This is a genomic window from Echinimonas agarilytica (assembly GCF_023703465.1).
Classification (GTDB): domain Bacteria; phylum Pseudomonadota; class Gammaproteobacteria; order Enterobacterales; family Neiellaceae; genus Echinimonas; species Echinimonas agarilytica.
The window spans coordinates 120613-136699 of sequence record NZ_JAMQGP010000004.1 but is presented as its reverse complement, the minus strand read 5'-3'; the positions used below and the strand labels follow the sequence as shown (position 1 = coordinate 136699).

14 protein-coding genes are annotated in these 16087 nt (G+C 39.3%); 13 read left to right on the top strand and 1 reads right to left on the bottom strand.

From position 1 onward, the window contains the following. Positions 1–23: 23 nt before the first annotated feature. From NAF29_RS10655 to rfbD, 12 genes are all read left to right on the top strand, one after another. Positions 24–1538, top strand: a complete 1515-nt coding sequence (locus NAF29_RS10655; RefSeq protein ID WP_251261548.1) for an O-antigen translocase — start codon at positions 24–26, stop codon at positions 1536–1538. Further along, a complete protein-coding gene (locus NAF29_RS10650) occupies positions 1535–2452 on the top strand; it encodes a glycosyltransferase (RefSeq protein WP_251261547.1) in 918 nt (305 codons plus the stop codon). Before NAF29_RS10655 ends, NAF29_RS10650 begins: the two co-directional genes overlap by 4 nt. Positions 2453–2487: 35 nt before the next feature. Continuing rightward, positions 2488–4458, top strand: a complete 1971-nt coding sequence (locus NAF29_RS10645; protein WP_251261546.1) for an acyltransferase family protein — start codon at positions 2488–2490, stop codon at positions 4456–4458. Next, positions 4455–6452 carry a glycosyltransferase family protein gene (locus NAF29_RS10640; RefSeq protein ID WP_251261545.1) on the top strand — a complete coding sequence of 666 codons (1998 nt, stop codon included), beginning with the start codon at positions 4455–4457 and terminating at the stop codon, positions 6450–6452. The genes NAF29_RS10645 and NAF29_RS10640 overlap by 4 nt, the downstream gene beginning before the upstream one ends. Positions 6453–7750: 1298 nt before the next feature. Next, on the top strand, positions 7751–8623 hold the full coding sequence (locus NAF29_RS10635; protein ID WP_251261544.1) for a sulfotransferase: 873 nt from the start codon (positions 7751–7753) through the stop codon (positions 8621–8623). Beyond that, the gene (locus tag NAF29_RS10630) at positions 8620–9804 is read left to right on the top strand and encodes a glycosyltransferase (protein WP_251261543.1); all 1185 of its coding nucleotides are present in this window, start codon (positions 8620–8622) and stop codon (positions 9802–9804) included. The genes NAF29_RS10635 and NAF29_RS10630 overlap by 4 nt, the downstream gene beginning before the upstream one ends. A 5-nt stretch (positions 9805–9809) precedes the next feature. Further along, a complete protein-coding gene (locus NAF29_RS10625) occupies positions 9810–10604 on the top strand; it encodes a glycosyltransferase family protein (RefSeq protein WP_251261542.1) in 795 nt (264 codons plus the stop codon). Between the two features lie 15 nt (positions 10605–10619). Continuing rightward, positions 10620–11276: an LbetaH domain-containing protein gene (locus NAF29_RS10620; RefSeq protein WP_251261541.1), complete on the top strand. Its 657-nt coding sequence runs from the start codon at positions 10620–10622 to the stop codon at positions 11274–11276. 44 nt (positions 11277–11320) lie between these two features. Further along, positions 11321–12199 (top strand): glucose-1-phosphate thymidylyltransferase RfbA, encoded by an 879-nt coding sequence (gene rfbA, locus NAF29_RS10615; RefSeq protein ID WP_251261540.1) that lies wholly within the window; start codon positions 11321–11323, stop codon positions 12197–12199. A gap of 80 nt (positions 12200–12279) precedes the next feature. Further along, a complete protein-coding gene (gene rfbB, locus NAF29_RS10610; protein ID WP_251261539.1) occupies positions 12280–13383 on the top strand; it encodes a dTDP-glucose 4,6-dehydratase in 1104 nt (367 codons plus the stop codon). Positions 13384–13525: 142 nt separating this feature from the next. After that, positions 13526–14071 carry a dTDP-4-dehydrorhamnose 3,5-epimerase gene (rfbC, locus tag NAF29_RS10605; RefSeq protein WP_251261538.1) on the top strand — a complete coding sequence of 182 codons (546 nt, stop codon included), beginning with the start codon at positions 13526–13528 and terminating at the stop codon, positions 14069–14071. A gap of 20 nt (positions 14072–14091) precedes the next feature. Then, positions 14092–14991 (top strand): dTDP-4-dehydrorhamnose reductase, encoded by a 900-nt coding sequence (gene rfbD / locus NAF29_RS10600; RefSeq protein ID WP_251261537.1) that lies wholly within the window; start codon positions 14092–14094, stop codon positions 14989–14991. A gap of 113 nt (positions 14992–15104) precedes the next feature. On the opposite strand, the gene NAF29_RS10595 is transcribed toward rfbD, so the two are convergent. Further along, entirely contained in the window at positions 15105–15335 is a 231-nt protein-coding gene (locus NAF29_RS10595; RefSeq protein WP_251261536.1) for a hypothetical protein, read from the bottom strand. 201 nt (positions 15336–15536) lie between these two features. Between NAF29_RS10595 and tadA the strand changes: the two genes are divergently transcribed. Next, complete coding sequence (tadA, locus tag NAF29_RS10590; RefSeq protein ID WP_251261535.1) at positions 15537–16046, top strand: tRNA adenosine(34) deaminase TadA; 510 nt, start codon at positions 15537–15539, stop codon at positions 16044–16046. Positions 16047–16087: the final 41 nt, after the last annotated feature.

The following is a 16087-nucleotide window of genomic DNA, read 5'->3' as shown; positions in this document are numbered from 1 at the left end:
GTGAGTACTTGGAGACTTAGTTTGTGAGTAATGCTAACCAGAAGGAAATACTTCGAGCGACATCTTTGATAGGTGGAGCATCTTTTCTGTCAATAGTAGCTGGTTTGCTGAAGATAAAATTTTTAGCACTATTATTTGGGCCTGTAGGTGTCGGCGTTGCGGGATTATTGACATCGATCATGGTGGCATGGTCTACAGCGTTGGGGCTTGGCTTACGTACGTCTGGGGCAAGGCAACTGGCAGCTGATTTGAATGACGGAAAGTTATTTTATACAGTCAGGTTTACGCTGTTTTCTGTGCATCTTGTATTAGGCTTGTTAGGGTTATCTATAGGTCTTATATTTTCTCATCAGATTGCAGGCTATGTGTTTAACGGTAGCGTTAGTTCATTTGATGTTAAATTAATTAGCATAGGAGTCTTTTTTGCATTAATTGGAGCATCTCAAACGGCCCAGCTGCAAGGCCTTAGGCTAATACCGCAGTTGGCTAAAGTCAAAGTGTACTCTTCGATTATTTCCGCGGTGTTGGGCTGTCTAACTATCTGGCTTTATGGTAAACAAAGCATTCCCATATTTGTGATTTTTGTACCGATTATTACATGCCTAATTGCGTATAAATATACACCAAAATTAAGCTTTAATAGTGACAATAGAGCATCTTTTACTGATTTTTTCAGTCGCTTCAAGTTAATGCTGTCATTAGGTGTAGTATTTATGCTTTCGGGAGTGATAACTACCGGGAACCAGTTTTTGGTGAGATACCTGATAATGGAAAACTACGGAGCAGAATCTGTCGGAATATTTCAAGCATCTTGGGCAATATCTATAACTTACGTTGGTTTTATTCTTGCGTCTATGGGAACTGATTACTTTCCGAGGTTGACAGAAGTAATCCAGAATAAAAACAAAGTTACTTCATTAATAAATGATCAAACTCAAATAGCTATAATGTTTGCCGCACCGGTTTTCATTATAATGTTAACTTTTTCTGAATACATTATTGAACTTTTGTACTCATCTGAATTTCGTTCTGCATCAGAGATTCTAAGGTGGCAAATACTAGGAGATGTATTCAAGTTAATCAGCTGGGCTTTAGCTTTTGTAATCTTGGCTAAGGCTAAGAGTGTACTGTTCTTGGCGACAGAAGTAATATGGAATGTTCTCTATGTGTCATTGGTATATTTAGGTTTCGAGTTCTGGGGGGTTAATAGTACAGGCTACGCTTTTGCAGTGAGTTATTTTATTTACTTTCTTTTGATTTATAGAATTGTAATAGGTTTGTGGGGGTTTGGTTTTAGTCGAGAGAATAAAGTTCTATCTATTTGGCTACTGTTAGCCTCGATTTTAATAATTTTTACAGGTTTTTATTCTTCACTGCTTTCTTTGCTTGTCGGATCTGCGGTTTCATTGATATTTATATGTTATTCGCTAGAGAAGTTGGGAACTCTAAATGTGAACTCTTCGAAAATTAAACTTCTATTAACGAAATATCATCAGCTTAAAGAGATTGCTTTTGGAGTCTTTGGGAATAGGTTATGAGTGAGTCGAAAAAGCCATCTTTAGCTATTGTAACTCTTACATATAATAATTGGGATTTGTTAGAGAACTGCATTGCGTCTGTGTTTAAACAAAATCTAGAGACGGTCGGAGAAGTTGAATTCTCCATTACAGATGATGGGACGCATGATTTTAATTATAAATTCGTACAGTCCACAGTAGAGAAATGGAGTCAGGGAAGTCGCGTAAGAACGGCTATTAATATCAATGAAAGTAATATAGGGACTGTTGCATCGTTCAATAGAGCAATAAATCGTACAGAATCGGATATTATAGTAATATTAAGTGCTGATGATGCTTTTTATGACAACTCTGTTTTATCTAAAGTGACAAGAGAGTTTGAAACTGGTGCTAGCCAAATAATTACTACAAAGCGCTCCGTTTGCGATAAGTCATTGACAAAAGAAATGCGAATAGAGCCTTCAGATAATTTTAAACCCCTTTTTAAAGAAAAAAATGAACTTAATCTATACAAATATATTGCTACTAAAGGGAATATTATATCGGGGGCTAGTGTTTGCTTTACGAAGAAAATATACGATGAGCTCGGAGGTTTCGATGAAAATTACAGGTTGCTGGAGGATTATCCGTTTTTTCTTAAAGCACTGGAAAATAACATAAATATAAAATTCTGTGACTTTGTTTCAATAAAATATAGTGATTCAGGTGTGAGCGCTCCTGTGGGCAGTAGCCTCAACCCTATGTTAAAGTCAGATTTTGTCAAGCTATATAAAAGATTGCTAGAATCTAATAATTTAACAGTATTTCAAAAAAGACGAATATTTTATAGTAAGTGCCTTGATATATCTGAAAAGAAGAGCCTTTATAATATACTAAGATACTTGGAGCAGTTTTTGTATTCGGCTTTTAAGAAGCTTAAATTATTTTATAGATGATGTTTTTCGATAACATTTTAAAGGGTTGAATTATATTGAAATTTCGTAAAGACATCAATTTTCTGCGTGCTCTATCAGTGATGTCAGTCGTATTCTATCATTTTAATAATGATTGGGTACCTAGTGGCTTTGTTGGAGTAGATGTTTTTTTTGTTATATCTGGCTATTTAATGACAGGAATAATAATCGAGCAGAGGGATAGTTTAAAATTTAGCGTCATTGGGTTTTATAAAGCAAGATTTTTTCGTTTAGTTCCTGCTTTGTGCTTCACGTGCATGGGTACGTTATTGTTAGGATGGTTTTTTTTCACTCCTGCAGAGCTTATCAATTTAGCTCACAATTCTATCACGAGCCTAACTTTTATTTCGAATGTGTTTTTTGCCAAACAAGCGGGGTATTTCGCAACAAATTCAGGTGAGAACTGGCTATTGCACACCTGGTCGTTGTCGGTTGAATGGCAGTTTTATATTATTTACCCCCTAGTGCTGATGTTCTTGGATAAATGGAGTTCTAAGCAGTACTTCAAGGTTATGTTCGCGTGTGCAACGTTCGTGTTGATGTCTTTTTCTATATATTCGGGCGATAGATGGCCAGATTTGTCCTACTTCTATCTCCCGACAAGGGCTTGGGAACTAATGGCTGGAGGGGTGGCCTGGTTGTACTTAAGGGGATGGCATGTGGCTCTTAGTAGGAATTATGCGATAGTGGGTATGGCAATTGTCATAAGCTCAATGTTTGCATTTTCCAATGAGAATGCATGGCCCGGATTTGGTACGATCTTTCCTGTATGTGGAACTTTGTTGATTTTAGTTTCATCCCCTTTAAATACAAGCTTGATTAACGCAAGGTGCATGCAGTTATTAGGCACCTGGTCCTATTCAATATATTTGTGGCACTGGCCCGTAGTAGTACTCAATAAACATTTTGAACTTGGTGATTGGTTCATCTATCCAGGCATACTTTTGTCAGTTATTCTGGGCTGGATTAGCTTCAGGTTAGTAGAAACCCCATTCAATGAAATGAGGCACGCCAAAGTCAGCGATGTTAGGTTCTGGGCTTTACCAGCTTTATTTCTGGGTTGTTTAGCTTTTTCATTTTTTGTGTACACGGCGAAAGGGTTACCACAACGACTCTCTGAAATTGGACTCTCTATATTTGAATATCAGGATAAGTCTTATAATGATTACCCAAGTTCGTTGAAGAATGCAATAGCCAATACCTGTGATGTAAGGTATGACAGTTATGTAGAAACTTGTACATCAATTACACTCGAAGTTTCTGATGTAGAAGTTATATTGATAGGCGATAGTCACGTTGAATCGATATTACCAAGCGTTGCAATTTCGCTTAGTAAAATGAAAGGAAAGGACGCAGAGCATATCATGAATGCGAGCGCGTATGGCTGTATTCCCTTCAGAGAATTTGAAAGCCGAGCAAAAAATAGAAGTCGCTGCCAAGAATTTACGGATAGTGTTTATAACCTGTTGTCTAGAGCTTATGATAATGTACCGGTTGTGATAATTTCTCGTATAAATCTATACCCACTGGGGTTTAATGAAGCCTCAGAAGTTGAACGTCCTTATGCATTTATAAACGGATTTAAGGAATTTAATGACAGCTATAAGGATGCTTTTCGTCGCAATTTAACTCTCGACTTGTGTGAGCTTTCAAAGCGTAGGCCAGTTTTCTGGGTTAAAGCAATACCAGAGATAGGGGTAGACGCTCATAATTACGTTCTTAGAAAAAGTATGTTCGGAAATAAACCTGATTTGTATTTAAGTGAAACTAATTATCAGCAAAGAAATTCATTTACTTGGTCTGTTATCCAAGGTGTTCAGCAATCTTGTGACATTAACATCCTAGACCCTCTAAGATATTTGGTTTCGGACAAGGGTTTCATTACTGAATTAGATGGTGTCCCTATTTACTTGGACGATAACCATTTAAACTCACTGGGTGCAGAAATAATCTCGCCAACTTTTGATAAAATATGGTCGCAGGAATGAAAGAATCTATAGTCGTAGTGGTTATAAATTATAAAAACTACAAAGACACAATTAATTGTGTCAAAAGTATATATGGTGATTCTGGTTTTAGCGATGATGTAAAAGTCATCGTAGTTGATAATAGTCCTGACTGGGTTCCCTATGAAGCAATCAAAAAATGGGGGGTAACTGAGTTTAATGCTCAAGGCATACCTGATTCAGTTTATTTTTCCAAGCAAAATAATTTTGAGAATAATCCATCAAGGCTGAAATTATTTAGTCTAGTTAAGGCAAAGGAAAATCTTGGATTTTCTGCTGCTAATAATATAGCCCTTAGGAAAATATCGAATAGTGGTGAAGACCACATTGTATGGATTTTGAACAACGACACCGTTATAGAGAAAGGCTGTGTAAGGCGTATTTTTGAATCTCAAATTAATTGGAGTACTACATTGCTCGGAACTAAGGTTGTCGACTTGGCCGAGCCTCATGCAATTCAATCTATGGGTGGCACCGACCGTCTTTCGTGGAGTAGCTTTGGGGCTCACAATACAGCCCCCGCAACCTCAGATATACAAAGTGTGGAAGGGTATATCTACGGGGCTTCAATGCTATTGCATTCTAGAGTAATTGAAAATATCGGGCTAATGGATGAGCGATTCTTTATGTGGGGGGAAGAAGTTGATTGGTGTTTGGTTGCGATCAAAAAAGGATACAAGCTGGCTTGCCTCTCATCAGTGGTCGTTCGGCACAAAAAAGGGGGTGCCAGCAATAACAATACAGTTAAATCCTTCTTGGGTCGGAAAAGTACTAGGAATGAATTGGATCGCTTCATTATTCGGTATTATTATGATACGCGAAATTACCTTCTGATTCTTAAAAAACACTTCCCAGATAAATTTTTTGCCGGCTTGAGCAAAAGGGTTGTTAAATTAATGTCTTTGCTCGGCGGTATAGTACTGTATGATTCTCAAAAGTTGTTAAGATTTTTTATTCTGATTAAGGCGTTAAAAGACGGTTTGTTAGGTAACTTCGGTAAAACATTAGACTCGACATCTTTTTCAATTAACTCCAATAGAGTGGTTGTTATTGAGGTTAACAATTACCACTTGGAAATAATTAATCAATACTCTGACTTTGTCAGTGATAAAGATACAGTGGTCTACACAACAGAAAAAAATATACAGTCAGACTTTCCTTTTAGAGAAAATGTTAGTGTGTCAAAGCTATCGTATTTGGTTTGCTTGTATCAGGTTATATTTGCGAGAGATAATATATTTTACTTCAATACACTTGAAACTCCTAAAGCAGCCATTTTTGCTTTAACTGCTCTAATGATGGGCCGTGAAATTTCATTTACGATGCACAATGCAGATGCTTTTTCGGATATAGGTAAGCCAGTTAAATTTAAAAAGTATTTATACCGAATTCTTCTCGGAAGACTATTCTTGTGCAAAGCAGGTAATATATTCGTTTTAAGTGAACGTATGAGAGGTTGGCTTAGTTCTAGGTCTGTCAATACTAAATTTCTGGCCCAGAAAGAAAATATAGTATCTCGAAGCCGTTCACCTAAAAGTAATAGTGTTAAATTTGGGGTTTTGGGCGCATTTTCACAAAAAAAGCGAAACTACGAATTTATTTTAAATCTCGATAAAGATAAGTTAATTTCTGATAAGGTGGAGATTAATTTGATAGGGAAGTGTAGTGGAAAAGAGTGGGAACAGTTCCGTTCGAAAATTCACGCGGTAGGTCTAGATGATTTTGTTAACTATAACACGTCGCATATTCCCTTTAAGGCATTTTTTCAATCCATTGCCGATATGGACTTTTTGATTGGCATCTATAATCTCGATGGGTATGGTAAATACAAGACTTCGGCTACTGAACACTTGGGTTATATGTTTAGTAAACGAGTTATTACCCTTGAGGGGGAGGCTTACATTCTTCATGATTTCAGAAATGGATATCGCACTTCTCGACATTTAACATTGGAAAGTTTGATTTTACAATGTTAAAAGTTACCTACTTGTATGCGCTGATTTTATTTAGCATCCAGTTTACTAATTTGGCTGTGCCAGGCAGGTATACGCATATACTGTGCCTAGTGATATTTACTTTGTTCGTGATGTATCATTCCAATGTTTTAGATATGCGAATAGGGAAAAAAATCGCCAGCATAATAACTCTATTTGCTTACGGAGCTATTTTGACTGTCGTAGGTTTTCTTTGCTCTACCATTTCTTTTGGTAATACGTTTTCTGTTTCAACCATTTTAATAGTTCTCTACTATTTTTTTTCATACTTAATTTTATTTGTTTCTTTAACATTCATATTCAGAAATCTAAATGTCAATGTTTTTTTGAGCTTGGTTTTGAGTTGCCACTCGATTACATTATTAATAGGGCTGTTGACTGTTTCATCCATTTTGCCTTATTCTGGGTTTTATAACGTCGTAGAATCTAAAGAGTTTTTTGGGCGCTTGCCTTTATTGGACAAGGAACCGTCTGTATCCTCTTTTCGAATTGCGATTCTGTTCTACTTTTGCGTCATTTCAATTTTTGTGTCTAGAAGTAAACTTGGCTCCTATTCGTCATTTTTTATGTGCTGTGTATTTGCATATCTTCTATTTGAAGTGAAATCTAAATCATCTATATTCCTAATTCCCCTATCATTTGTTCTTAGTTCACTTTTTTTAGTGCTTGCATCAAACAAGAGTACCTTGAAAAGGTTGGGCTCTTTCTTCAAAATCGGCCTTGTACTTCTCCCATGCTTATTTCTGGTTATTAACTCTAACTATTTCAATTATGCTTTCTCTATGACGTTTGCCAACTATGAGTCAGGTTCCAGTGCACTAAGTCGCTTGGTTTTAGGTGTGGCGGGCCTTGAAATGATTCTTTCGTATCCTCTTGGCTTCGGCAAATCCTACCCGCTATATTATAAAGAATACATTGAATCCGCCTTGGCCATATTCTGGGGGAGTAACTCGGAGTTGGATTATATGCTGGGTTTACCTAATGCTTTTAATTCTATATATTCTCCTAAGAATATTATAATTCAAATTGGTTTGGTTTTTGGGGTTTTTGGCTTAATGTTCACTGTGTTTGTTTTTGTCAATGCAATTAGGAATATATTGTCATCTCAACGTTCGTTTTCTCAGAAAAACTGCTTACTTAGTTTAGTGTTTTTTCTTTTTGGTTATTTATTTGTCAGCGATCCCACTCCGACGTTTATAATATATTCGACGCTGGCGTCTTTACTTGTTTCTAAGTTTTGTTGTGAGAAGAGTTGTAACTTTAAAAGATTGGGTTTGTAAATGAGAAATGTTATTGTGCATGTTGGATTTCCGAAAACTGGAACTACAACTCTTCAGCGGTATCTGTTTAGTCGGCTGCAAGGAATAGAATATTGGGGTAAGGAAGTTGAATCTACGCAATTCGATGCTTTAAATGATTTTATATTTGAAAATGACGAAGGTGTTTTAAATACTAATTTGTTATCACAAGAGAAGGATACTCTTTTAATTTCAAATGAAGACTACACGCACCCAAAAGTGGCGACTAGCCTGTTTTCTGTCGCTACTGATCTAGGCAAGCTTTATCCTGATGCTAAAATAATAATTGTAATCCGCAATCAGCTAGATTTTGTTAAGTCTTGGTTTAATGCTGGTTTTGAGCATTCTAGTGTGTCGTTTTCCGAATTTATTGCTAACTTCAGTGATTCGATATTGTATAAGTCAGGTGCTCTTAATTATGATGAGATAGTGTATAAGTATCAGGAGGTTTTTGGAGTCCAGTCAGTGAAAGTCATTCCTTTCGAATTGTTGAAGTTCGATCCTAATGTATTCTACGCAGAGATTTCGGAAACTATTGGTTTGGACAAAGACGAGGTACTTTCTTTGGTGTCGGGTAAACATACGAATCACCCCAAATCAACCCTCTATTTGTTTGTTAAGAAAATCTACGAAAGCTCTTTAGGCCGGTTCGTCAATATTAACTCACTTCTTCCGGGAAGCTTGCTTCTCTTTTTAAAGAATTTTATTAGAAAAATTGGACAGCCAGCACATGTTGAATATACTGACAATCAACTCAAGAGAATTCACGATTCTTATGCAGCTAGCAATATCCGCTTATCTAACATGTTGAAATCTGATTTGAAAAAATTTAATTATCCAATGGGCGGTCTATGAAAGTTTTATACCTCACTTACGAAAATGTATTTTCGACAGGCATATTGCAGGCGCAAGTAGTCGAGAATCTTAAAACTCTACATGATCGGTTTGGTGTGAAGTATATTCTTACTTCTACTCTGAAAGAGGGGGAGCAAGACAGTAGTATTTACATTAAGAATCGGATTTCCACGGAAAATAAAATTGGCCATTTTACAGATACTCTCGAGTTCAAAAAGGGGCTTCGCGACAGCCAGTCGGTTTTCACTTTCGTGCTCGATATAGTGCCTACAATGTTTAAGTTGCTGAAAAGAAAGGATTATGATGTGATCCATGCTAGGAGTTATGGGGCGGCCTGTATCGCACTTGTTTTAAGCTTTTTTCGTCGTAAGCCATATATATTTGACATGCGTGGTATATTGCCAGAAGAAACAGTAAGCGTCGGAAAAATTCATACTAGCTCGTTTAAGTTTTGGCTTCTTAAAAAAGCAGAAAGAATGTTGGTTGATAAAGCATCCAAAGTTTTCACTGTCTCCGATAATTTTACTAATTATGTGGTTAGTGAGTTTGGTAAGAATGTATCTGATGTGTTTAATATAAGCAACCCTACAAATTTAAATTTATATAATCCCGAAGGAAAGGCCGTTGATGATCGCTGTGTGAATTTCATATACAGTGGCTCCTGCTTGGGATGGCATTTACCTCATCAAACGCTGGAATTGTTTAAGTACTTGTATCTTAAATATTCATCTAATATTCACCTTTATATTTGTACCAAGGACACTGACAAGTTTGATGCTATTGCTCGAAAGGTTGGGTTGCCAATTTCTTCCTATTCTATTGAACAGGTCGCATTTGAAGATATGCCCGCAGTTTATCAAAAATGTCACATCGGATTTTGTTTGAGAGAACCCGGCCTTTTAACGTCAGTAAGCTGCCCTGTTAAATTTGGAGAGTATGTAGCCTCAGGAATTAAAGTAATCACTAATAAAGGGGTCAGCGATTTCGCGAAGCTGTTTAGTTCTGAGCCTAACTTGGGCGTGTTACTTGACGATGACTTTGATAATCTGGAGCCACTATCAGAACTGGTAGACTCGATGATGACTGCTAACTATAAAAAAACCCAAATTAAACTAGATAAGTTCGATTGGCATGAGGTATCTAACGAAGTCTATGCTATATACACAGAACTTGAGCGTTGAATTCTATGTCAGTTAAAAAAAATACCTTTTCGGAAGTGGTATATGTTGCAGTTGTATCTCATGGACATGGAAAAATTATTGAAGAGATGTGCTGCTTAGAGCATTTGTCGAAACCTCAGTTTGTGGTTATTGTAATAGACAACATACGGGAAAAACGGCTGTGTGATTGGTCCAAAGATAATAACGTTGATTACCTGTATAATCACAAGCCTCTTGGCTTCGGCCACAACAATAATCTAGCTTTCGCCCACGCTCGTACTCTTGGTATGCGTAATCAAGATTTGTTCTTGATTCTCAATCCAGATGTTAAGGTTGACAGTAGTGAGCTTCGATTATTTATAAGTGATGTGGTAACACGGGGCTCTGGAATATCAACTGTGAACCTATTTCGAGATCAAAGTTTTACACATTATGATAATTCCATTCGAAGATTCCCCTCGTTGTTTGATTTTATGAGTTCATTTTTAGGTTTTAGAAATAGAACTATTTACGATAAAGATAAAATAGATGACGTAACCCATGTTGATTGGGCCGCTGGCTCATTTTTGCTATTTAGCGTCGAAATTTATGAGCTTCTGAGAGGGTTCGATACGCGCTACTTTATGTACTGTGAAGACGTTGATATTTGCTACAGAGCTCGGAGGGATTTCAATATCCCCGTTACATTCTTTCCTGGTTATAAAGCTCTGCACTTGGCTGCTCATGCAAATAAAAAAATACTTTCTCGACATTTTTGGTGGCATTTAACAAGTGCAATAACATTTCTATCGGTTAAGCGTTTTCGCCGAAAAAAATCGTGAATACAGGGTGTTAGTATGAAGAAAATCTATTACGTTTTATTAGGACTTCCAAAGTCGTTATTTTTTAATTTCTACTATTTTTCTTTTGCTACAGCTATAAAATTCCCAGTGATTTTATCTCACCGTGTTTGGTTGAAAACCGTGAAGGGTTCAGTTTCATTGCCCTCTGACTTCACAAAGCGAATAACGTTGGGGTTTGGTGACTGTAGTATCTTCGACAAAAAGGTGTCTAGAACCATATGGAATGTTACAGGTGATGTTGTATTTTTAGGTTCTGCTAAATTCGGTCATGGCTCAAAGTTATCAATAGATGGAAAGCTAATTGTTGGTGATAACTTGAACATTACTGCTGAAAGTTCAATTGTTTCGTCAAAGTCGGTCTCAATCGGAAGTAACGTATTAATATCCTGGGACGTATTGATCATGGATACGGACTTCCATAAAATTTATACAGTAGGTGATTCTAGGCAAACTAATTGTCCAAAGCCTATCACTATCGGAGATAATTGTTGGATTGGCTGTAATACTGTGTTGTTAAAGGGGACCGAACTGCCGTACATGACCATTGTTGGCTCAAGCTCGGTCGTTAGTAAGAAGTTTCAAGAGACCAATTGTTTAGTTGTAGGTAATCCCGCAAACATCGTTCGTCGCGATGTTGAGTGGCAAGTTTAGTATTGGTGGGAATTGTTTATGTATTACATGTTTCTGAGGAATAAATGACAAAAGGAATTATACTAGCTGGAGGGAGCGGAACACGTCTCTACCCGCTAACTAAGGTTGTTAGTAAACAGCTGATGCCGGTTTATGATAAGCCAATGATCTACTACCCTCTTGCCACACTAATGCAAGCTGGGATACGCGAGATTCTTGTTATTTCAACGCCTACTGAAATTCATAGGTTTGAAGAACTGCTTGGAGATGGGCAGCAGTTTGGTGTCTCTTTATCTTATTGTGTTCAACCTTCACCCGACGGGCTTGCGCAGGCTTTTATTCTGGCCGAAGAGTTTTTAGATGGCTCTGCTGCTGCTCTGGTGCTGGGTGACAACTTATTCTACGGACATGATTTGCCCGCTTCTTTAAAACGAGCGGCTGCTCAGCCCGAAGGTGGAACGGTTTTTGGTTATCATGTTGCTAACCCTAAGGCGTATGGAGTTGTTGAATTTGATGCGTCTGGTAAGGCAGTTTCTATTGAAGAAAAGCCCTCTGTTCCTAAGTCTAACTATGCCGTGCCTGGTATCTACTTTTTTGATAAACGCGTTGTGCAGTTTGCTAAAGAGGTGAAGCCGTCCGCTCGTGGCGAACTTGAAATAACTGACTTGATTGAGCGTTACCTTGAGCTTGATGAGTTAAATGTTGAAGTGATGGGGCGGGGGACCGCATGGTTAGATACCGGAACCCATGACGATTTGTTAGCGGCGGCTCAGTTTATTGCCACGGTTGATAAGCGTCAGGGGTTAAAAGTGAACTGCCCTGAAGAGGTTGCCTTTCGTAACGGTTGGATCAGCGAGGTCAAGCTGAGAGAGATTGCCGAACCTTTGCGCAAGAGTGGCTATGGCGAGTATCTGCTCTCATTACTTGAGCGGCGTGTCTTTTAATAAAGAGTTAGCCCGTTAAAACTGTAGAACCCTATTAGATAAAGCCCCATGGCTCTATTGATTAAATTGTTGGATTCGTTATGAGTAAGAGTTTGTTGGTAACAGGTGGTGCCGGGTTCATTGGCGCTAATTTTGTGCATTATTGGTTAGAGCAATACCCTAACGATAAAGTGGTGGTATTAGATGCGCTAACCTATGCAGGGAATAAAGCGAACCTTGAACCTGTTTTGAACAATGCAAACCTTGTATTTGTGCAAGGTGATATTTGTAATACAAAGGCTGTGGAGCAGCTGCTGGTTGAACACGATATTGATACTTTGGTGCACTTTGCTGCGGAATCTCATGTTGATCGTTCTATTACCGGGCCTGATGCTTTTATTGAAACCAATATACTTGGCACTTATGCATTATTAAAAGCAGCTAAAACGGTCTGGTTAGATGGTGAAACGGTGAAAGAAGGGCACAAGTTCCATCATGTTTCAACTGATGAAGTGTATGGCACTCTAACAGCCGATGAGCCCGCTTTTACTGAAGAGACCGCTTATGCGCCTAACTCTCCTTACTCGGCTTCTAAAGCGGCTTCAGATCATTTAGTACGTGCCTATCATCATACCTATGGTTTGAATGTCACTACTTCTAACTGCTCTAATAATTACGGTCCATACCATTTCCCTGAAAAGTTGATCCCACTCGTTATTACAAACATCCTGCATGATAAGCAGTTACCTATTTATGGAGACGGCCAGCAAATTCGCGACTGGCTCTATGTGGAAGATCATGCTCGTGGTATTGAGTTGGTGTTGAATGCAGGGAAGGTGGGTGAAAATTATAACATTGGTGGCCATAACGAATGGGCCAACATCGATATTGTGAAGCTGATTTGCGAACTTTTGGAGCAGGAGTTTACCGTTGATTCAGCGTTGGCAGCTAAGTACCCAGAAGCGAAAAAGGCAATAGCAGGGCAAACTGAAAAGTTAATTACCTATGTAAAAGACAGACCCGGTCACGACAGGCGCTATGCAATTGATGCAGCAAAAACCACTGCCGAGCTTGGTTATTCTCCTGTTGAATCTTTTGAAACCGGTATTCGTAAAACAGTGCGCTGGTATCTGGATAATGAAGCTTGGTGGCAGGCCGTTATGGATGGTTCTTACCGAGACTGGGTTGAGAAACAGTATAATTAAGAGTTTAACAGCGGATAGGATAGACTAGTAAAAGATATGAGATGACTAATCGACACTAAGTAAGAGTCATTCTTCAATAATGGCACTACGGACTTTTTGCAGTTCACAATCTGAGCGGTAAGATAAATACAAGATTGGATTTATGAAATTTATTGAAACTAATATTCCAGATGTGTTGATTCTGGAGCCTGCCGTGTTCGGTGATGAACGCGGCTTTTTTATGGAAACCTTTCGTGCCGATGATTTTGCTCAGCGCACCGGTGCCAAGCCTTTTGTACAAGACAACCATTCCAAATCAGCTCAGGGTATTTTGCGTGGCCTTCACTACCAACTAGAACAACCCCAAGGGAAGTTAGTGCGCGTGGTTTTTGGAGCAGTGTTCGATGTTGCTGTGGATATGCGTAAAGATTCTCCAACCTTCGGTCAATGGGTGGGAGTAGAACTTTCGGCTCATAATAAACGCCAATTGTGGGTGCCAGAGGGGTTTGCTCATGGTTTTTACGTGATGTCGGAATCAGCTGAATTCGTATATAAATGTACCGATTACTATGCTCCAAGCTCTGAAGTCTCAGTTAAATGGGATGATCCGGAGTTAGGTGTTGAGTGGCCATTAGTTGATGGTAAAACGCCACTTTTGTCGGGTAAGGATGAGAATGGGGTTAGCTTCTCCGAGGCTCCTGGGTTTTAGTGTGCGACAAAGGGACATTTATGAAGGTTTTAATTACAGGTAAAGGCGGACAATTGGCTTGGGAGCTAGAACAGACAAAGCCGAAAGGCGTTGAATTGCTTTCATTGGGTATTGAAACCTTAGACATTACCAATCAAACGGCCGTAGTTTCCGCTGTTAACGAGTTTAAGCCCGATGTGGTGATTAATGCCGCTGCCTATACTGCTGTCGACAAGGCAGAAGCTGATACAAATACGGCTTATGCGGTGAATGAAGCTGGAGCTCGCTACCTGGCAGAGGCTTGTAAACAAGCTTCAGCTTTTTTGCTTCATGTTTCAACCGATTTTGTGTTTGATGGCTCATCTTGTGTGCCTTATCAGACCGATGCAGCCCCAAACCCGATTAATGTTTATGGCGCCTCTAAGTTAGCCGGTGATATTGCTGTTCAACAGATCCTCCCTGAAACAAGTGTCATTGTTCGTACCGCTTGGGTTTACTCTGCCAATGGCAATAATTTCGTAAAGACTATGCTCCGGTTAATGGCTGAAAAGCCAGAGTTAGGCGTTATTTATGATCAACTAGGCTCTCCCACATGGGCTAGAGGTTTAGCGCAGTGGCTATGGAATATCGCTCGCAAAACCGCTACCTCTTCGGAGTTTTCGGATTTGGAATCTCATATATTTCATTGGACTGATGCAGGCGTTGCCTCTTGGTACGACTTTGCGATTGCGATTCAAGAGTTAGGTATTGAAAAAGGGATGCTAAAACAATCGATTCCAGTTCGTCCTATTCCCACTTCCGCTTATCCTACTCCTGCAAAGCGCCCTGCGTTTTCGGTGATCGATAAATCATCGGCAGAAAAAGCTGCTGATTTGCATACTGTGCATTGGCGTAAGCAGTTATCGGCGATGATGGATGAACTTAAAGACAACTTGGCCTGATCACGTTTGCGTTAATTAAAAATGGCTGCAGCCATTTATTCGCGCCTAATCAAATTGCGCGATTGAAGGTCCAGTTTATTGGTGAATCAATCTCAGGGTTAACAACACACCACTCAAGCTCTTCTCTTCAGTCCTTCAATTTCTTTTTTCAGGTCGTAGCCGTCGTCGGTTACGATTCTTTCTAAGGTCTCGATGCGCGTGATGGCGTTGTCGAGCTCTTCTCTCAGTTTGTCGTTGTCTTTCTTGTGCTTGCTGGATTCTTTCTTGTGTCGAGTCTCTAGGTACTGTTGTGCGAGTACGAATGCGAAGATCATTCCTAAAAATAAGATGGTATTGACTGACATAGTGGTTCCTTGTCGATGTGACGATTTGTAATTGTCTTGCCGCTGGTGCAACGAATATTGTTTGTAGTTAAAGATAGCAAAGGCCGAGCCATAATTTATTAATTAAGTATTTCAATATGTTAATGATGGGAGGTAAAAGTCACTTAGTGTTTTTGCCTAAACTGTGGTGAAATTCACCGCTGAATGATCGAGGTGGCACTGATGAAGTCTGATGTAGAGTGGATGCAATATGCGCGAGCGTTGGCTGAAAAAGCCGAGGCGCTTGGAGAAGTGCCTGTGGGGGCTGTTCTGGTCAGTGCTGAAGGCGATCTCATTGCTGAAGGTTTCAATCAAAGTATTTGTAACCACGACCCAACGGCGCATGCCGAGATCATGGCGATTCGTAATGCCGGGCAGGCCCTCGAAAATTATCGGTTAGTGGATACCACCATGTACGTTACCCTTGAGCCCTGCCCAATGTGTGCGGGGGCGATGGTGCATGCAAGAGTAGGGCGGTTGGTGTTTGGTGCACCCGATCCAAGAACCGGGGCTGCGGGCACAGTTTTTCAGCTGGTCCAAGCGGAACAGCTGAATCATCAAATGGAAGTGCTAAGTGGGGTCTCCGAGCAAGAATGCGCGGAGCAACTTAGACTGTTTTTTAGAAAGAAAAGGCAGGCAAGTAAGGCTTTGAAACTTGCTGCTAAAAGCGAAGGTTCAGTGAGCGAGTCTTAAGCGTCGCTCATGAACATCGCGTGTTGTTTACGTTGTCTTGC